This window comes from Pseudomonas sp. WS 5146 (genome assembly GCF_012985495.1).
GTDB lineage: Bacteria > Pseudomonadota > Gammaproteobacteria > Pseudomonadales > Pseudomonadaceae > Aquipseudomonas > Aquipseudomonas edaphica.
The window spans coordinates 504,743-524,165 of record NZ_JAAQWL010000002.1 but is presented as its reverse complement, the minus strand read 5'-3'; the positions used below and the strand labels follow the sequence as shown (position 1 = coordinate 524,165).

Annotated in this window: 14 protein-coding genes; 9 read left to right on the top strand and 5 right to left on the bottom strand. The window is 61.1% G+C overall.

Annotated elements, in window-relative coordinates; all coding sequences use genetic code 11:
• The first annotated feature begins 69 nt into the window (after positions 1-69).
• Both HBO41_RS06950 and HBO41_RS06945 read left to right on the top strand, forming a co-directional pair.
• On the top strand, positions 70-750 hold the full coding sequence (locus HBO41_RS06950; RefSeq protein ID WP_169985568.1) for a heavy metal response regulator transcription factor: 681 nt from the start codon (positions 70-72) through the stop codon (positions 748-750).
• On the top strand, positions 747-2,102 hold the full coding sequence (locus tag HBO41_RS06945; RefSeq protein WP_169985855.1) for a heavy metal sensor histidine kinase: 1,356 nt from the start codon (positions 747-749) through the stop codon (positions 2,100-2,102). The genes HBO41_RS06950 and HBO41_RS06945 overlap by 4 nt, the downstream gene beginning before the upstream one ends.
• A 105-nt stretch (positions 2,103-2,207) precedes the next feature.
• On the opposite strand, the gene HBO41_RS06940 is transcribed toward HBO41_RS06945, so the two are convergent.
• From HBO41_RS06940 to HBO41_RS06930, 3 genes are all read right to left on the bottom strand, one after another.
• Positions 2,208-3,455 (bottom strand): lipoprotein-releasing ABC transporter permease subunit, encoded by a 1,248-nt coding sequence (locus tag HBO41_RS06940; RefSeq protein WP_169985566.1) that lies wholly within the window; start codon positions 3,453-3,455, stop codon positions 2,208-2,210.
• A gap of 61 nt (positions 3,456-3,516) precedes the next feature.
• Positions 3,517-4,200: a lipoprotein-releasing ABC transporter ATP-binding protein LolD gene (gene lolD, locus HBO41_RS06935; protein WP_020372695.1), complete on the bottom strand. Its 684-nt coding sequence runs from the start codon at positions 4,198-4,200 to the stop codon at positions 3,517-3,519.
• Positions 4,201-4,207: 7 nt separating this feature from the next.
• Complete coding sequence (locus HBO41_RS06930) at positions 4,208-5,458, bottom strand: lipoprotein-releasing ABC transporter permease subunit (RefSeq protein WP_017137435.1); 1,251 nt, start codon at positions 5,456-5,458, stop codon at positions 4,208-4,210.
• Between the two features lie 94 nt (positions 5,459-5,552).
• Between HBO41_RS06930 and HBO41_RS06925 the strand changes: the two genes are divergently transcribed.
• Positions 5,553-6,131: a PilZ domain-containing protein gene (locus HBO41_RS06925; protein WP_169985564.1), complete on the top strand. Its 579-nt coding sequence runs from the start codon at positions 5,553-5,555 to the stop codon at positions 6,129-6,131.
• Between the two features lie 44 nt (positions 6,132-6,175).
• On the top strand, positions 6,176-6,898 hold the full coding sequence (locus tag HBO41_RS06920; RefSeq protein ID WP_017137433.1) for a glycerophosphodiester phosphodiesterase: 723 nt from the start codon (positions 6,176-6,178) through the stop codon (positions 6,896-6,898).
• Positions 6,899-6,940: 42 nt separating this feature from the next.
• On the opposite strand, the gene sthA is transcribed toward HBO41_RS06920, so the two are convergent.
• Positions 6,941-8,335, bottom strand: coding sequence for a Si-specific NAD(P)(+) transhydrogenase (sthA, locus tag HBO41_RS06915; protein ID WP_017137432.1), 1,395 nt, complete (start codon positions 8,333-8,335; stop codon positions 6,941-6,943).
• A 235-nt stretch (positions 8,336-8,570) separates the two neighbouring features.
• Between sthA and HBO41_RS06910 the strand changes: the two genes are divergently transcribed.
• Positions 8,571-9,113 carry a chalcone isomerase family protein gene (locus HBO41_RS06910; protein WP_138454216.1) on the top strand — a complete coding sequence of 181 codons (543 nt, stop codon included), beginning with the start codon at positions 8,571-8,573 and terminating at the stop codon, positions 9,111-9,113.
• 274 nt (positions 9,114-9,387) lie between these two features.
• Positions 9,388-10,686, top strand: coding sequence for an MFS transporter (locus HBO41_RS06905; protein WP_017137430.1), 1,299 nt, complete (start codon positions 9,388-9,390; stop codon positions 10,684-10,686).
• A gap of 162 nt (positions 10,687-10,848) precedes the next feature.
• Here the strand turns inward: HBO41_RS06905 and HBO41_RS06900 are convergent, their stop codons facing one another.
• Positions 10,849-12,312 carry a glyceraldehyde-3-phosphate dehydrogenase gene (locus HBO41_RS06900; protein WP_017137429.1) on the bottom strand — a complete coding sequence of 488 codons (1,464 nt, stop codon included), beginning with the start codon at positions 12,310-12,312 and terminating at the stop codon, positions 10,849-10,851.
• A gap of 340 nt (positions 12,313-12,652) precedes the next feature.
• On the opposite strand from HBO41_RS06900, the gene mfd reads away from it, so the two are divergent.
• From mfd to HBO41_RS06885, 3 genes are read left to right on the top strand one after another with little or no spacing between them, the layout of a single operon-like run.
• The gene (gene mfd / locus HBO41_RS06895) at positions 12,653-16,102 is read left to right on the top strand and encodes a transcription-repair coupling factor (RefSeq protein ID WP_017137428.1); all 3,450 of its coding nucleotides are present in this window, start codon (positions 12,653-12,655) and stop codon (positions 16,100-16,102) included.
• A gap of 11 nt (positions 16,103-16,113) precedes the next feature.
• Entirely contained in the window at positions 16,114-16,683 is a 570-nt protein-coding gene (locus tag HBO41_RS06890; protein ID WP_058419621.1) for a CsiV family protein, read from the top strand.
• A 9-nt stretch (positions 16,684-16,692) separates the two neighbouring features.
• Positions 16,693-19,383, top strand: a complete 2,691-nt coding sequence (locus HBO41_RS06885) for a DEAD/DEAH box helicase (RefSeq protein WP_099548677.1) — start codon at positions 16,693-16,695, stop codon at positions 19,381-19,383.
• Positions 19,384-19,423 lie beyond the last annotated feature (40 nt).

The following is a 19,423-nucleotide window of genomic DNA, read 5'->3' as shown; positions in this document are numbered from 1 at the left end:
GTCAGGTTACGCCCTGACGCTGCCGCCCACGGTATAAAGCCCATCGCCACCTGTTGCCACGAGTTGCCCATGAAACTGCTGATCGTTGAAGACCAACCGAAAACCGGCCACTACCTGCGCCAGGGCCTGACCGAGGCTGGCTTTACCACCGAGTTGGTGGCCGACGGCACGAGTGGGCAGCATTTGGCCCTGACCGGCGATTACGATCTGCTGATCCTCGACGTGATGCTGCCCGGCCGCGACGGCTGGCAAATCCTGCACGCGGTGCGCAGTGCCGGCCTGGAAATCCCGGTGTTGTTCCTCACCGCCCGCGACGCCGTGGAAGACCGTGTGCACGGCCTGGAGCTGGGCGCCGACGATTACCTGGTCAAGCCTTTCGCCTTTTCCGAATTGCTGGCGCGGGTGCGCAGCCTGTTGCGCCGTGGCAGCAGCACCCCGCAGGAAACCACGCTGCAACTGGCCGACCTGCGCCTGGACCTGATCCGCCGCCGCGTCGAGCGCGGCGGCCAGCGTATCGACCTCACCGCCAAGGAGTTCGCCTTGCTCGAACTGCTGCTGCGCCGCCAGGGTGAAGTGCTGCCCAAGAGCCTGATTGCCTCCCAGGTGTGGGACATGAATTTCGACAGTGACACCAATATCATCGAAGTGGCGATCCGCCGCTTGCGCCTTAAAGTCGACGACAACTTCCCCACCAAGCTGATCCACACCGTGCGCGGCATGGGCTATGTGCTGGAGGAACGGTGCAATTGATTGCGCGCCTGTCCCTGGCCAGCCGTCTGGCCCTGTTATTTGCCGGCTGTACGGCGGTGGTCTCGCTCATCGCTGGCGTGTTGTTCAACCAGGCCAGCGAAGCGCACTTTATCGAGCTGGACCAGCAGCAACTCGACGGCAAACTGATCGCGCTGCGCAGCACCTTGCAGGGTGTCGACTCACTGGCGTCCTTCACCCCGCGAGAAGCGCAACTGCGTGCCGAACTCAGCCGCCAGCCGGACCTCGCCTTGCGCATCAGCGCCGCCGGCCAACGCTGGTTTGATGGCGCGCCGAGCGTCACGCTGCCCGCAGCACCCGGCCTGCACAGCCTGCAAAACGCGGGCACCGACTACCGCGTGTACAACGCGCCGTTGCTGGCGGGCCAACCCGGCTCGCCGCAAGTGACGCTGATCCTCGACATCACGCACCACCAGCACTTTCTGCAACGCATGCAGCGGTTGATCTGGCTCACGGTCGGCTTGTCCGCCCTGGCCACCGCGCTGCTCGGCGCATGGGCAGCGCGCAGCGGGCTGCGGCCGTTACGGCGCATGAGTGAAGTGGCCGCCGGCGTGTCGGCCCACTCCCTGACCCAACGCTTGCCCCAGGCGCAAATGCCGGTGGAACTGGCCGAACTCGCCCAAGCGTTTAACGCGATGCTGGGACGGCTCGACGACGCGTTCCAGCGCCTCTCGTCTTTCTCCGCCGATATCGCTCATGAACTGCGCACGCCCCTGTCGAACCTGCTGACCCACACCCAGGTGATCCTCACCCAGCCGCGCCCGCTGGAGGACTACCGCGAGGCGCTGCACAGCAACCTGGAGGAGTTGCAGTGGATGGCGCAGTTGGTGAATGACATGTTGTACCTGGCCAAAGCCGACCATGGCCTGCTGATGCCCAAGCGCGAAGCGCTGGCGCTGCACGATGAAGTGGAGGCGTTGCTGGAGTTTTTTGCGCTGTTGGCCGAAGACGCGCAGGTCAATCTGGTGTGCGAAGGCACGGCTCAAACGGCGGGCGATCGCGGTATGTTGCGCCGGGCCGTGTCGAACTTGCTGGATAACGCGCTGCGGTTTACCCCGGTGGGTGGCGAGGTGCGGGTGCGGATTATGGAAAGCGCACAGGCTGTGACGCTGACTGTCGCCAATACAGGGGAAGGTATCCCTGCGGCTTTGTTACCTAAATTGTTTGACCGGTTCTATCGGGCGGACCCCGCGCGCCGTGAAGGCAGCAGCGAGCATGCTGGGCTGGGGTTGGCGATTACCCAGTCGATTGTGCGGGCGCATGGAGGGAGGATTTATTGTGAGTCTGAAATGGGCTGGACAAGGTTTGTGATTGAGTTGCCCAAGGGGGATTGATGCAAGCTGGGCCGGCCCTATCGCAGGCAAGCCAGCTCCCACATTCGAATGTATTCACACATCAAAATGTGGGAGCTGGCTTGCCTGCGATAGCGGTCTTAGCGTTTACGAATACCTGAGGGCATGCGCCGGCTCAATCTTCGCCGCCCGATACGCCGGGTAAATCGTCGCCATAAAGCTCAACACAAACCCGGCCGTGCAAATCAGCAGTACATCGCCGCCTTGCAGCTCGGAAGGCAGGTTGCTGACGAAGTACACGTCCGAACTGAAGATATGCTGCCCGGTCACGCGCTCCAGCCAGCCCACCAGTTCACTCACGTTCAGCGCCGCAATCACGCCCAGCATGCCGCCGATCAAGGTGCCGACGATACCGATCACCGTGCCCTGCACCATGAAGATCGCCATGATCTGCCGTGGCGTGGCGCCGATGGTGCGCAAAATCGCGATGTCTGCGCCTTTGTCGTTCACCACCATGATCAGCGTGGCGATGATGTTGAACGCAGCGACGGCGACGATCATCAGCAACAGCAGGCCGATCATGGTCTTTTCCATCTTCATGGCGCTGAACAGGCTGCCCTGGGTGTGGGTCCAGTCATCCGGTTTGTAGTCGGCGCCGAGGCTCGCGGCAATGTCGGCCGAAACCTTGGGGGCCGCGTACAAGTCTTTCACCGCCAGGCGCACGCTTTGCACCTGGTTCGGCTGCCAATGCTGGATCTCGGCGGCGTCGGCCATGTTGATCAGGGCCATGGAGCCATCCAGCTCGGCGCCGACCTTGAAGATACCGACCACGTTCAGGCGCTGCATGCGCGGGGTGATGCCACCCGGTGCGGCCGTGCTGATTTCCGGCACGATCAGGGTCAGCTTGTCGCCCACATTCAGGCGAAAGCGCCGTGCGGTGATGTCGCCGATCACTACGCCGAACTCGCCGGCCTTCAGGTCTTCGAGTTTGCCGCGCACGATATGCTGGGCAACGATCGACACCTTGCCTTCCTGGGCCGGGTCAACGCCGCTGATCTCGATCGGCTGCATCGCGCCCTTGTAGGAGAACATGCCGTCCATCTGTGTGAACGGCACCGCAGCGGTGACCTCGGGGTTCTTCAGCGCGGCGGCGGCCACGGGCTGCCAGTTATCAATCGGGTTTACACCGACGATAGTGGCGTGGGGCACCATGCCGAGGATGCGCGTGCTCATTTCACGCTGGAAGCCGTTCATCACCGACAGCACCACGATCATCGCCAGCACGCCCAGGGCGAGGCCGATCATCGAGGTCATCGAGATAAACGAGACAAAACGGTTGCGGCGCTTGGCGCGGGTATAGCGCGTGCCGATAAAAATCGATAACGGTCTGAACATTCGCGGGCACCGTTTAAAAAAATGAAAAAGCCTGGCTTAAAAAAGCCAGGCTTGAAACGGGTCAGATGGCGACCAGATGACCTTCCTGCAGGTGCAACACGCGGTCCATCTGGCGGGCCATGCTCATGTCATGGGTGACCACCAGGAACGCGGTGCGCATCTGGGTGCTCAGTTCCAGCATCAAGTCCTTAATGCCTTGCGCGGTGTGCGAGTCGAGGTTGCCGGTTGGCTCGTCGAGCATCACCAGGCCTGGGTTGTTGACCAGGGCACGGGCGATGGCCACACGCTGGCGCTCGCCGCCGGACAGCTCCGCCGGTTTGTGCTCCAGGCGATGGCCGAGGCCAACGCGCTCCAGCAGTGCCTTGGCGCGCTGGCGCGCTTCGGGGATCGCAGTCTTGCCGATCAGCAGCGGCATGCACACGTTTTCCAGCGCGGTGAATTCCGGCAGCAGGTGGTGGAACTGGTACACAAAACCGAGCGAACGGTTGCGCAGTTGGCCACGGGCTTTTTCACCGAGTGCCGACAGTTCTTCGCCGGCCAGCCACACGCTGCCCTCGGAAGGCGTATCCAGGCCGCCCAACAGGTTGAGCAAGGTACTTTTGCCGGAACCGGAACTGCCGACGATCGCCACGCGCTCGCCCGGGTGCAGTTCCAGCTGCAGGTTGGACAACACCACTACCGACTCCGGGCCTTCCTCGTAGGATTTGCCCAGGTTGCGGCAGCTCAAGATAGCTTTTTCACTCATGCCCGATTCACTCATAACGTAAGGCCTGTGCTGGCTGGGTGCGTGCCGCGCGCCAGGCTGGATACAGGGTGGCAAGGAAACTCAATAGCAACGCGGCGCCGCCCACCATCAACACGTCCTGGGCCTGAACCTGGGACGGCAAGTAGTCGATGAAGTAGACGTCAGCGTTGAGAAACTTGTGGCCGATGACTTTTTCCAGCGCGGCAATGGCGGCGCTGACGTTCAGCGCGGCCAGAATGCCGACGGCGGTGCCGATCAAGGTGCCGACTACGCCGATCACGGTGCCCTGCACCATGAAGATCGCCATGATCTGGCCCGGCGTGGCGCCAAGGGTACGCAGGATGGCGATATCGCCCTTCTTGTCGTTCACCACCATCACCAGCGTGGAGATGATGTTGAACGCAGCCACGGCGACGATCAGCAGCAACAGCAGGCCAATCATGGCTTTTTCCATGCGGATGGCCTGGTAGAGGTTGCCGTGGGTGCGGGTCCAGTCGCGGGCGTAGTACTGCGAGTCGCCCAAGTGCTGGGCGATTTCCCACGCGCCGCGCGGTGCATCGAACAGGTCGTTGAACTTGAGGCGCAGGCCCTGCACCTGATCCGGCTGCCAGCGATGCAGGCGGGCCAGGTCGGTGAGGTTGGTGAGGCCCAGGTAGCCGTCGATTTCGCCGGCGCCGACGTGGAAGGTGCCGACCACGGTAAAGCGCTTCATGCGCGGGAACATGCCGGCCGGGGTCACGGTGACTTCCGGCGCGACGAAGGTCAGCTTGTCGCCGATGCCCACGCCGAGCTTGGCCGCCGCCTTGTCGCCGATCACGATGCCGAAGCTGCCGGGTGCCAAGTCGTCGAGTTTGCCCTGCAACATGAACTTGTCGATGATCGACACGTTACGTTCCTGGGCCGGGTCAACGCCATTGAGCAGGATCTTCTGCACCTTGCCGTCGTTGGTCAGCAGCCCCTGCATCTGGGTAAACGGCGCAACGGCCACCACCTTGGGGTTCTGCTTGACCTTGGCGGCCAGGCTTTGCCAGTCGTTGATGGGTTCATCGGACTCGATGGTCGCGTGGGGCACCATGCCCAGCACGCGGGTGCGCATCTCATGATCGAAGCCGTTCATCACCGACAGCACCACGATCATCACGACCACGCCCAAGGCGAGCCCGATCATCGAGGTCAGGGAAATGAACGACACAAAATGATTGCGGCGCTTTGCACGGGTATAACGCGTGCCGATAAATACGAAGAGAGGTCTGAACATGTCGGGGCTTGTTCGGAGGAAAAGAAGACGTCCCGGTGGCGGGGTCTGGTAAGCAGCTTTACACTCTGACCATTACCGTTACCTGGGGTTCGCCATGTCGACATTAGATGAAGAAGAACGCCGCGAATACTACCGTATCGACGACATGATCGCACTTCAAATCAGCACACTGCCTGCCCCGGAAGCGGCGAGCAAGGAAGTGTTGCTGGATGATTCCCCGCTGTTCAATCTGCTCAGCGAACTGCACCTCAGCGAATTCGAAGCCCAGCACCTGCTGCGCCAGATCAGCGAGAAAGATCGCAGCCTGGCGGCCTTTCTCAAAGTCCAGAACAAACGCGTGGACCTGCTCAGCCAGATCATGGCCCGCGGCCTGCTGGATGAGGTCGGTGCGCCGCAGCCGGTGATCATCTCCGAAGGCGGCATCGACTTCCAGCACCCCACGCCGCTGGCGCCCGGCGCGCACCTGGCGGTCAAGCTGGTGCTGATGCCCCAGGCGCTCGGCCTGCTGTTGCGCGCACGCGTGACGCATTGCGAGCCCAAAGGCGATGGTTTTGACGTGGGCACGGAGTTCGAATCCATGACCGACGCCCAACGCCAGTTGCTGGCGCGCTATATCCTGCAGAAACAGGCACAGGAACGCCGTCTGGCGCGGGAACAAAGCGACGACCTCTGAATACGTATTGAACACGCCAGCCTATCTGGCGCAAAGGAGCAACTGTGACCCTGATTTACGGCCACCGCGGTGCCAAAGGCGAAGCACCGGAAAACACCCTGACCAGCTTTCAGGAGTGCCTCAAGCACGGTGTACGCCGTTGCGAACTGGACTTGCACCTGTCCATGGACGGCGAGTTGATGGTGATCCACGACCCGACCCTCAAGCGCACCGCCGACCGGCGCGGCAAGGTCGTCGAGTATTCGGCGGCAGACCTGGTAAAGATGGACGCGCGCAAAGGTGGCCCAGGCTGGGTCAAACCGTGCCCGATTCCCCGCCTGGAAGAACTGTTCGAACAGTGCGACTTCGATCACTGGCAGCTGGAAGTCAAAAGTGCCTCGCGCACCCGCGCCGCGACCACTGTGCTGGCGATCCGCGAGATGGCCGTGCGGCATGGCCTGATGGACAAGGTCACCGTGACCTCAAGTTCTCGGGAAGTATTAAAAGCGGCGGTTGAGCTCACCCCGGACCTGTCACGCGGCCTGGTGGCCGAATACGCCTGGCTCGACCCGTTGAAGGTCGCGCAGAACTACGGCTGTGAGTACTTGGCGTTGAACTGGACGTTGTGCACCCCCGAGCGCCTGGAAAAAGCCCAGCGTCAGGGTTTGCACGTGTCCGTGTGGACGGTCAACGAACCTGCGCTGATGCGCAGGCTCGCCGACTTCGGCGTAGATAGCCTGATTACAGACTTTCCCGGTTTGGCCACTGCCACCCTCGAGAATTACTGAAATCGGTCTCCCCGGCCGGCTCAGGCCACCGGCCGGAGCCGCTCAAAAAAGCCGGTTGAGGCCGTCGTAGGCCGCTACCCGATAGGCTTCGGCCATGGTCGGGTAGTTGAACGTGGTGTTCACAAAATACTTGAGGGTATTTTGCTCACCCGGTTGGCTCATGATCGCCTGGCCGATGTGCACGATCTCGGAGGCCTGGTAGCCGAAGCAATGCACGCCGAGAACCTCAAGGGTTTCACGGTGGAACAGGATCTTCAGCATGCCTTGCGGCTCACCGGCGATCTGCGCACGCGCCATGCTCTTGAAGAATGCCTTGCCGACTTCATAAGGCACCTTGGCCTTGGTCAGTTCGTGCTCGTTCTTGCCGATCGAGCTGATCTCGGGAATCGTGTAGATCCCGGTCGGCACGTCGTTCACATAACGCCAGCTGCCATTGTCGACGATGCTGCCAGCGGCCGAACGACCCTGGTCATGCGCAGCACTGGCCAGGCTCGGCCAGCCGATCACGTCACCGGCACCGTAGATGTTCGGTACGCAGGTGCGGTAATTCTCATCCACTTCGATCTGGCCACGGCTGTTGACCTTGACCCCGATGTTTTCCATGCCCAGCTTGTCGGTGTTGCCGGTACGGCCGTTGCACCACAGCAAGGCGTCGGCCTTGATCTTCTTGCCGGACTTGAGGTGCAAAATCACCCCGTTATCCAGGCCTTCGACCCGCTCGTACTCTTCGTTGTGGCGCACGGTGATGTTGTTGTTGCTGAAGTGGTAGCTCAACGCCTGGGAGATTTCCGAGTCGAGGAAGCTCAGCAACTGGTCGCGGTTGTCGACCAGCTCCACCAACACACCCAGGCCACTGAAGATCGAGGCGTATTCACAGCCGATAACGCCGGCGCCATAGATGATCAGTTTGCGCGGGGTGTGGCCCAGGCTCAGGATGGTGTCGCTATCGTAGATACGCGGGTGGTGGAAATCGATATCGGCTGGGCGATACGGGCGCGAACCGGTGGCGATGATGATGTGCTTGGCCACCAGCTTCTCGACCACGCCATTGGCGCAGACCACTTCGACGGTTTGCTCGTCGGCGAAACTGCCGGTGCCAAAAAACAGGTCGACGCGGTTACGGGCGTAGTAACCCGTGCGAGACGCAACTTGCTTGGAGATGACTTTCTCGGCGCTTTTAAGCACGTCCGGGAACGAGAACCAGCGCGGCTCACCAATGGCCCGGAACATCGGGTTGGTGTTGAACTGCATGATCTGGCGCACCGAGTGACGCAAGGCCTTGGACGGGATGGTACCCAGGTGGGTGCAGTTACCGCCGACCTGGCGACGGCTATCGACCATCGCCACCTTGCGCCCCGCTTTGGCGGCGTTCATTGCCGCACCTTCTCCAGCCGGGCCGGAACCCAGTACCACCACGTCGTAGTTGTAGACAGCCATGCGTACTCCTCAGAACAGGCCAGGCGTACGGTTGGACGCCTGGCTAAATCATGCCGCGGCCAGCGGGCATGAAGGAAATTTTTGGCTCAAGTGTGTGAGCCGGGGCACAGTCTATATAAGGCTCAACGCCGCGCACATTAACCCTTGGTCGCGTCGTAGGCCAGTCTTGCCTTTACTACAGGAACTGCAAACTGGCATTACACTGCTGACACGCACCTTCGCAGGCGGGGCCATTATGCGGCATGTGGTTTTCTGTTTAATGATGATTTTTTCGCTGACAGCGCACGCCAGTGAAGCGAGTCGGCTTAAGCAAGCCGGTTTTGCTGCGCAAACGCATGAGCTGGCGCTGAAAAACCAGGCGGTGCTGGTGTATCTCTGGGCGGATGTGTATGCGGCCGCGCTGTACGCTCCAGCTGATATCAGCGCCAAACAGGCCTGGGACCAGCAAAAGGCTGTGCGCCTGGCGCTGTATTACTTTCGCGACATCGACCGCAATGATGTGATCAAGGCCGCTACGGCTACCCTTGAACGTCAGCAATCCGCTGCAACCCTCGCCCGCCTGAAGCCTGAGCTGGACCAACTGCACGCCAGTTTCCGCAACATTCGCAGCGGTGACCGTTACGCCCTGGATTTTCGTCCTGGGCGTGGGCTGAGCCTGGAGATCAATGAGCAAGTGGTGTTCAGCAGTCGCGATGATGAATTGGCAAAGGCCTACCTCGGTATCTGGCTCGCGCCGAAAGGCCTGTCGGACAGCCTGCGCAACGCCCTCCTGAACTAACCAACGCCCCCAAAAACACCAAAGAACCCTGTGGGAGCTGGCTTGCCTGCGATAGCGGTGGGTCAGCCATTCATTTGCGGACTGACACACCGCTATCGCAGGCAAGCCAGCTCCCACATTTGATTTTCATCGCCCTCGACAACTGCGCATTTAGTCATGCTTGCTATCAATTTTTATTGCCGGTAATGGCCAATACACATATGGTTACAAAACTGCAGCAAGGACGAGTAATGACCAGGGATCACTAATAAGACAGCCAACATGAGTGCATGACATGTCCACTACCACGGGCAAAGGCAAAGCGATTTTTCGCGTTGTCAGCGGCAACTTCCTCGAGATGTTCGACTTCATGGTCTACGGCTTCTACGCCACGGCCATTGCCAAGACCTTCTTTCCCAGCGACAGCGCGTTTGCCTCGTTGATGCTATCGCTTGCGACCTTCGGCGCCGGTTTCCTGATGCGGCCACTGGGCGCAATCTTCCTTGGCGCCTATATCGACCGCCACGGCCGCAAAAAGGGCCTGGTCATCACGCTGGCCTTGATGGCCGCCGGCACCATCCTGATTGCCTGCGTGCCCGGCTACGCCACATTGGGTGTGGCCGCGCCGCTGATCGTGCTGTTCGGTCGACTGCTTCAGGGTTTCTCTGCCGGCGTCGAGCTGGGCGGTGTGTCGGTGTACCTGGCAGAAATCGCCACACCGGGCCGCAAGGGCTTTTTCGTCAGTTGGCAGTCCGCCAGCCAGCAGGCTGCGGTGGTGTTCGCCGGTTTGCTCGGCGTGGGCCTCAACCACTGGCTCAGCCCGGAAGAGATGGGCGACTGGGGCTGGCGCGTGCCGTTCCTGATCGGCTGCCTGATCGTGCCGGTGATCTTCGTGATTCGCCGTTCGCTGGAGGAAACCCCAGAGTTCCAGGCACGTAAACACCGCCCTACCCTGCAGGAAATCGTGCGTTCGATCGGCCAGAACTTTGGCATCGTCATCGCCGGCATGGCGCTGGTGGTGATGACCACCGTGTCGTTCTACCTCATTACCGCTTACACCCCGACCTTCGGCAAGGCCGAACTGCACCTGTCTGACTTCGACGCATTGCTGGTGACGGTGTGCGTGGGCATCTCCAACTTTATCTGGCTGCCGGTGATGGGCGCGGTGTCCGACAAGATCGGGCGCAAACCCTTGCTGCTGGGTGCGACGATTCTGGCAATTCTCACAGCGTATCCGGCGCTGTCGTGGCTGGTGGCGAATCCGAGTTTCAGCCATCTGCTGATCGTGCTGTTGTGGTTGTCGTTCCTGTATGGCTCGTACAACGGGGCGATGGTGGTGGCGCTTACCGAGATCATGCCGATTGAAGTGCGCACCACTGGATTCTCGCTGGCTTATAGCCTGGCAACGGCGACCTTTGGTGGGTTTACGCCGGCGGCCTGTACTTACCTGATCCATGTGCTGGATAACAAGGCGGCGCCAGGGATTTGGCTCAGTGGTGCGGCGGTGTTGGGGCTGATTGCGACGTTGGTGCTGTTTAAAGGCAATCGGCATGAACTGCGGACTGCGCAGGCTTCGGTGGTTGGCGGCGCCTGATAGACCGCTATCGCAGGCAAGCCAGCTCCCACATTTGACGGTGTTCACAAGTCGAAATGTGGGAGCTGGCTTGCCTGCGATGAGGCCCTGATATTCACCACAAAACCAACAGCCACAAAAAAGCCCCGAACCAGTCGGGGCTTTTTCATTTACCGCAAAGGCTTAGCGCGGGAATGCTGGCGGGTTAACCCCGGCCATGTCTTCCATCACACGAACCACCTGGCAGCTGTAGCCGAACTCGTTGTCGTACCACACGTACAGAACAACGCGGTTGTCCTGGGTAATGGTCGCTTCAGCGTCGACCACACCGGCGTGGCGCGAGCCCACGAAGTCGGTGGACACCACTTCCTGCGAGTTAACGAAGTCGATCTGCTTATGCAGGTCGGAGTGCAGCGCCATGTAGCGCAGGTACTCGTTCATCTCTTCGCGGGTGGCGGCTTTCTCAAGGTTCAGGTTGAGAATGGCCATCGACACGTTCGGCGTCGGTACGCGGATCGCGTTACCGGTCAGCTTGCCGGCCAGCTCAGGCAGGGCCTTGGCAGCAGCGGTGGCAGCACCGGTCTCGGTGATCACCATGTTCAACGCGGCGCTACGGCCACGGCGATCGCCTTTGTGGAAGTTGTCGATCAGGTTCTGGTCGTTGGTGTACGAGTGAACCGTTTCAACGTGACCGTTAACAATGCCGAACTTGTCGTTCACAGCCTTCAGCACCGGCACGATGGCGTTGGTGGTGCAGGAAGCGGCGGACACGATCTTGTCGTCAGCGGTGATTTCGCCGTGGTTGATACCGTGCACGATGTTCTTGAGCTTGCCCTTGCCAGGCGCAGTCAGCACAACGCGGTCGATACCTGGGCAGGCCAGGTGCTGGCCCAGGCCTTCGGCATCACGCCATACACCGGTGTTGTCCACCAGCAGTGCGTCCTTGATGCCGTATTGGGTGTAATCCACCTCGGCCGGGTTCTTCGCGTAGATCACCTGGATCAGGTTACCGTTGGCGGTGATGGTGTTGTTTTCTTCGTCGATGACGATGGTGCCGTTGAACGGGCCATGTACCGAGTCGCGGCGCAGCAGGCTGGCACGCTTGGTCAGGTCGTTCTCGGCGCCTTTACGCACCACGATGGCACGCAGGCGCAGGCCGTCGCCGCCACCGGTTTTTTCGATCAGGATGCGCGCCAGCAGGCGGCCGATACGACCGAAGCCGTACAACACCACGTCGGTGCCTTTGCGGGCTGCAGCGTTTTGCTGGCCAACCACATCGGCCATTTCTTCACGCACGAACTGCTCGGCGCTGCGGCCGGCACCTTCTTTGCGGAACTTGTAAGCCAACTTGCCCAGGTCTACCGAAGCCGCGCCGAGCTTGAGCTCGCTCATGGCTTTAAGCAGAGGGAATGTTTCGTGGACGGAGAGTTCGCTGTCGTCGGCAGAACGATGGCGAGCAAAGCGATGGGCTTTGAGAATCGCGATGACTGACTGGTTGATCAGGCTGCGGCCATAGATCGAGCTCACCACATTGTTATTGCGGTACAGCTGACCGATAAGCGGAATCATCGCTTCAGCGAGTGCTTCACGGTCGATCCATTCACCAAGACACTGGTCGGGCTTCTGAGTCACGGGAACCTTCCACATGTAGGGGCAGAAAAAAGGGGCTACATTATGCCGCCCGACCGGCCTCGGAGCAATGCGCGTCAGGCAACAAAAAGTGCTTGCGAAAAAATCACACACCGCTGCAGCCCAGTAAATACGCGGCTTCCAGAAGGCCGCTGGTTGAGCGCCAACGCCGACTTGTCCGTAACCCTCCGAAACATCTGCACAAAATGGCACTACATATTGAGTCAAAACCCGCCATTGTTTGTCTTAGCCACTACATTTCCTGCAAACCGTAATAGGTTCAGTCAGCAACTGACAGGCGGCACCTTGGGCCGCTACAATTACCGACTTTGTCGCAACGCTTGGAGCTCAACCTTCCGTGCCCGTTCTGCGTCTACCGCTTCTCCCTGCCGCGGCAGGTAAACAGCACTGGGGCAACCTGCCCGGTGCCGCCCTGAGCCTGGCCATTGCCGAGGCTGCCAGCGCAGCCAAGCGCTTTACCCTGCTACTCACCGCCGACAGCCAAAGCGCCGAGCGGCTGGAGCAGGAGCTGAGCTTCTTCGCCCCCGATTTGCCGGTGCTGCATTTCCCCGACTGGGAAACCCTGCCCTACGACCTGTTCTCGCCGCACCAGGACATCATTTCCCAGCGCATCGCCAGCCTGTACCGCCTGCCGGAACTGGCGCACGGCGTGCTGGTGGTGCCGATCACCACCGCCCTGCACCGCCTGGCGCCGACCAAGTTCCTGCTCGGCAGCAGCCTGGTGCTGGATGTCGGCCAGAAACTCGATGTAGAGCAGATGCGCACGCGCCTGGAAGCCAGCGGCTACCGCTGCGTCGACACGGTGTACGAACACGGCGAATTCGCGGTGCGTGGTGCGTTGATCGACCTGTTCCCGATGGGCAGCAAACTGCCGTACCGCATCGACCTGTTCGATGACGAAATCGAGACGTTGCGCACCTTCGACCCGGACAACCAGCGCTCCATCGACAAAGTAGAGTCGATCAAGCTGCTGCCGGCGCGCGAATTCCCGCTGCAAAAAGACGCGGTCACGCGCTTCAAGGCGCGCTTTCGCGAACGCTTCGACGTCGACTTCCGCCGCTGCCCGATCTTTCAGGATTTAAGCAGCGGGATTACACCGGCCGGTATCGAGTACTACCTGCCGCTGTTCTTCGACGAAACCTCCACCCTGTTCGATTACCTGCCCGCAGACACCCAAGTGTTCTCGCTGCCGGGCATCGAGCAGGCGGCGGAAAACTTCTGGAACGACGTGCGCAACCGCTACGAAGAGCGCCGCGTCGACCCGTCGCGACCTTTATTGCCGCCCGCCGAGCTGTTCCTGCCGGTGGAAGACTGCTTCGCCCGCCTGAAAAACTGGCCGCGCGTGGTCGCCAGCCAGCAGGACGTGGACACCGGCAGTGGCCGCGAGCGTTTCCCGGCAAGCACGTTGCCGGACTTGGCGATCCAGGCCAAAGCCACCCAGCCACTGGAAGCGCTGTCGAATTTCCTTGGCGACTTCCCTGGCCGCGTGCTGTTTACCGCCGAATCCGCCGGCCGTCGCGAAGTGCTGCTGGAATTACTGGAACGCCTGAAGCTGCGCCCGAAAACCGTCGACAGCTGGCCGGATTTCGTCGCCAGCAAAGAGCGCCTGGCGATCACCATTGCGCCGCTGGACGAAGGCTTGTTGCTGGACGACCCGGCGCTGGCACTCATCGCCGAGAGCCCGCTGTTCGGTCAGCGCGTGATGCAGCGCCGGCGCCGTGAAAAACGCGCCGACGCCAACAACGACGCGGTGATCAAGAACCTCACCGAGCTGCGCGAAGGCGCGCCGGTGGTGCATATCGACCACGGCGTGGGCCGCTACCTGGGCCTGCAGACCCTGGAGATCGACAACCAGGCCGCCGAATTCCTCACCATGGAATACGCCGAAGGCGCCAAGCTCTATGTGCCGGTGGCCAGCCTGCACCTGATCGCCCGCTATACCGGCAGCGACGACGCGCTGGCGCCGTTGCATCGCCTGGGCTCCGAGACCTGGCAGAAAGCCAAGCGCAAGGCCGCCGAACAGGTGCGCGACGTAGCGGCCGAGTTGCTCGACATTTATGCCCGCCGTGCCGCGCGCGAAGGCTATGCGTTTGCCGACCCGAAAGCCGACTACGCCACCTTCAGCGCCGGCTTTGCCTTCGAAGAAACTCCCGACCAGCAAACCACCATCGAAGCGGTGCGCGCCGATATGCTGGCGCCCAAGCCGATGGACCGCCTGGTCTGCGGCGACGTGGGCTTCGGCAAAACCGAAGTGGCCATGCGCGCGGCGTTTATTGCCGTGCACGGTGGCCGCCAGGTGGCGATCCTGGTACCCACCACCCTGCTCGCCCAACAGCACTACAACAGCTTCCGTGATCGCTTTGCCGACTGGCCGGTGACCGTGGAAGTGATGAGCCGGTTCAAATCCGCCAAGGAAGTCAACGCCGCCGTCGCTGACCTGGCCGAGGGCAAGATCGATATCGTGATCGGCACGCACAAGCTGCTGTCGGACGATGTGAAGATCAAGAACCTGGGCCTGGTGATCATCGACGAAGAGCACCGCTTTGGTGTGCGTCAAAAAGAACAGCTCAAGGCCCTGCGCAGCGAAGTCGACATTCTTACGCTCACTGCGACGCCGATCCCACGCACGCTGAACATGGCCGTGTCGGGCATGCGCGACTTGTCGATCATTGCCACGCCGCCGGCGCGCCGGTTGTCGGTGCGCACCTTTGTGATGGAGCAGAACAAAAGCACGGTCAAGGAAGCACTGCTGCGCGAATTGCTGCGTGGCGGCCAGGTGTATTACCTGCACAACGACGTGAAGACCATCGAGAAATGCGCCGCCGACCTCGCCGAACTGGTGCCGGAAGCCCGTATTGCCATCGGCCACGGGCAGATGCGCGAGCGCGAACTCGAACAAGTCATGAGCGACTTCTATCACAAGCGCTTCAATGTGCTGATTGCCTCGACCATCATCGAGACCGGCATCGACGTGCCAAGCGCCAACACCATCATCATCGAGCGCGCCGACAAGTTTGGCCTGGCGCAATTGCACCAGCTGCGTGGCCGTGTGGGCCGTAGTCACCACCAGGCCTATGCCTACCTGCTGACTCCGCCGCGCCAACAGATCACCTCCGATGCCGAAAAGCGCCTGGAAGCGATCGCCAATACCCAGGACCTCGGTGCCGGTTTTGTACTGGCCACCAACGACCTGGAAATCCGTGGCGCCGGCGAACTGCTCGGCGACGGCCAGAGCGGACAGATCCAGGCCGTGGGTTTCACCTTGTATATGGAGATGCTCGAGCGCGCAGTGAAAGCCATCCGCAAGGGCGAACAACCGAACCTCGACCAACCCTTGGGCGGCGGCCCGGAAATCAACCTGCGTTTGCCAGCGCTGATTCCCGAGGACTACCTGCCCGACGTGCACGCGCGGCTGATTCTGTACAAGCGCATCGCCTCGGCCACCGACGAAGAAGGCCTCAAGGACTTGCAAGTCGAGATGATCGACCGCTTCGGCCTGCTGCCCGAGCCAACCAAGAACCTGGTGCGCCTGACGCTGCTGAAATTGCAGGCCGAACAGCTGGGCATCAAGAAAGTCGACGCCGGGCCGCAGGGTGGGCGCATCGAGTTCGAGGCGCAAACGCCGGTGGACCCATTGGTGCTGATCAAACTGATTCAGGGCCAACCCAACCGCTACAAGTTCGAAGGGGCTACGCTGTTCAAATTCATGGTGCCGATGGAGCGTGCCGAAGAACGCTTCAATACCCTGGAGGCGCTGTTTGAGCGCCTCATCCCGAAATCTGCTTGAAGGACGCCCCCATGCGCCTGTTCCGCATTCTGAGCTTAGTGTTGGTGGTGGTCGCACCTTCGGCGTTTGCCGACAGCCCGTACCTGGTTGAAATGATCCTGGTGCGCCAGAACGCCGAACCGGTGATCAACAGCCGCGCCGCGCCGGAAAACTGGGATGCCGGCGCTGCGCGGTTGCCGACCGACAAGCTGAGCCCACCGCGGCTGGGCAACATCGTCGACAAGCTCAGTGCGGACAATAGTTACACCGTATTGCTGCACCGCGCCTGGGATCAGAACCTGGGCGAGCAACCCGTGAAGCTGGCCATTACCGACGGCCAGGAGCAGTTCGGCCAGTTCCCCATCGAAGGCACGCTGAACCTGCAACTGGGGCGTTTTACCGATATCGACGCGGATTTCTGGATCAACCGGTTCGACGCCAATGGCAGCGTGATTGCCAGCGAACACTTGAGCCAGCAAGACGTGCGCACCAAGAACAACCAACTCAATTACCTGGATGGCGGCCACTTGGCGCTGCTGATCAAGATCACTTCGCTGACCGCCAAACCACCCAGTGCGCCACCGCCCGACATTCAGGACTGATCCAGCGCCATGCCCCTGACGTCGTCGTTGACCAAACCCCTGGCCCCTTCGTGGGCCAATCGCTTTAAAGAGCAAAGCCTTGAGCGCGGGCGGCGCTACGCCCTGGAAAACCGCGTGCGCATCGTCGAGTCCGGCGACAGCACCATCATCGCCAGCTGCGAAGGCTCGGGCGGCAATGTTTACCGACAAACCATCTCGCTGCGCGAATCGGCCAAGGGCACACTGATCCTGGTGGACAGCCGCTGCACCTGCCCGGTACACACCAACTGCAAACACATCGCGGCCGTGCTGCTCAAGGTCCAGGAAACCCTGGCCTACCCGGCCGCCGCGCAAGATGCCGAGTTGTTGGAAAAACTCCAGGCCGTGCTGGATAACCGCGTGGTGCTGCCACAAGTGGTCATGGAAGATGTGCGGCCAGTGCCGCGCCTGTGGCTGGCCAGCGTGGAGTTCAGCGCGTTTGAACCGCGTAATGGCAAGATGCAGCGCTATATCCAGCACCGTGCGGCGCTGTCGTTCAATTACCTGGGCAACTATGTCAGCGGGCAAAAAAACGCCGACATCATCGTGCGCCAGGAAACCCAGAGCCTGCGCATCAAGCGCCATCCGGAACTGGAGCAACCCTATCGCGAACAACTGCGCCTGCTGGGCTTCAAGATCGCTACACGCCAGAGCAAGGCCTTGCCGGAGAGTGCCGGTGAATTGTTCGAAATGGTCAATGACAGCGCCTGGTTGAACTTCACCCTCAACGCCTCGCCGACCTTGCGCGCCGAGGGTTGGGAGTTGCAGATCGATGAGGATTTCGGTTTCGACTTGAGCACCGTCGATGACTGGTACGCCACCGTCGACGAAGGCCCGGAACGCGACTGGTTCGACCTGGAGCTGGGGATTATCGTCAATGGCGAGCGCCTGAGCCTGTTGCCGATTTTGCTCAACTTGATGCGTTCGCATACCGAAATCCTCAACCCGGAAAAACTTGCCCGGCGCCGTGACGACGAGCTGATCCTGGTGAATATTCCCGGCCTGCCCAACGGCCACGGCCCGCTGCAAGTGGCGTTGCCGTACGGCAGACTCAAGCCGGTGCTGGCAACCCTTGGCGAGTTTTACCTACAGGAAACCGGCACCACCAGCTTGCGTCTGGCCAAAGCCGACGCCATTCGCCTGAACCCGCTGGAAGACCTGCCGCTGCAATGGGAAGGCGGTGAGAAGATCCGCAATTTCGCCCAGCGCCTGCGCGACATCAAGGACTTCACCTGCGTGGCGCCCGAGGGCTTGAACGCGACCTTGCGCCCGTATCAGCTGGAAGGCTTGAGCTGGATGCAGTCGCTGCGTCAGCTCGATGTCGGCGGGATCCTTGCCGATGACATGGGCCTGGGCAAAACCCTGCAGACCCTGGCGCATATTCTCAGCGAAAAGGCCGCCGGACGCCTCGACCGACCGTGCATGGTGGTGATGCCCACCAGCCTGATTCCCAACTGGCTGGATGAGGCGGCGCACTTCACACCGCAACTGCGGGTGCAGGCGCTATACGGCGCAGGTCGTAAGAAACATTTCCCCCATTTGCAGGACTATGACCTGCTGCTGACCACCTACGCGCTGCTGCCCAAGGACATCGACACGCTCGCCGCCCTGCCCTTGCATGTGCTGATCCTCGATGAAGCCCAGTACATCAAGAACCCCAACAGCAAGGCTGCCCAGGCCGCGCGCGAGCTCACTGCTCGCCAGCGCCTGTGCCTGAGCGGCACGCCGCTGGAAAACCACTTGGGCGAGCTGTGGTCGCTGTTCCACTTCCTGCTGCCGGGCTGGCTGGGTGACGTAAAAAGCTTCAACCGCGATTACCGCGTGCCCATCGAAAAGCGCGCCAGTGAGGTGCGCTTGCAACACCTCAACGGTCGGATAAAACCTTTCCTGCTGCGCCGCACCAAAGAGCAGGTGGCCACCGAGTTGCCGCCCAAGACCGAGATCATCCATTGGGTCGACCTCAATGAGGCCCAGCGCGACGTGTACGAAACCATGCGCCTGGCCATGGACAAGAAGGTGCGCGACGAAATCACCCGCAAGGGCGTGGCGCGCAGCCAGATCATCATTCTTGAAGCGCTGCTCAAGTTGCGCCAGGTGTGTTGCGACCTGCGCCTGGTCAACGACGCCACCCTGCCCGCCCGTGGCAGCAGCTCAGGCAAACTCGACAGCCTGTTGGAGATGCTCGAAGAGCTGTTTGCCGAAGGGCGCCGAATATTGTTGTTCTCGCAGTTCACCTCGATGCTGAGCCTGATCGAAGCCGAGCTGAAAAAACGCGGCGTGCCCTACGCATTACTCACCGGCCAGACCCGCGACCGGCGCACGCCGGTGAAGGATTTCCAGAGCGGCAAGCTGCAGATTTTTCTGATCAGCCTGAAGGCCGGCGGCGTCGGTTTGAACCTGACCGAGGCGGATACGGTGATCCACTATGACCCGTGGTGGAACCCGGCGACGGAAAACCAGGCGACCGACCGTGCGTACCGCATCGGCCAGGAGAAGCCGGTGTTCGTCTATAAAATGATCGCGCGGGGCACGGTGGAGGAGAAGATCCAGCACCTGCAGAAGGAAAAGTCTGATCTGGCAGCAGGCGTGCTGGATGGGCGCACGACCGGGGATTGGCAGTTGGGTAATGAGGATATCGAGGCGTTGTTTGCGCCGTTGCCCAACAAGCAAGAGAAGCGCTGACGGTTAGATCGCTATCGCAGGCAAGCCAGCTCCCACCCTT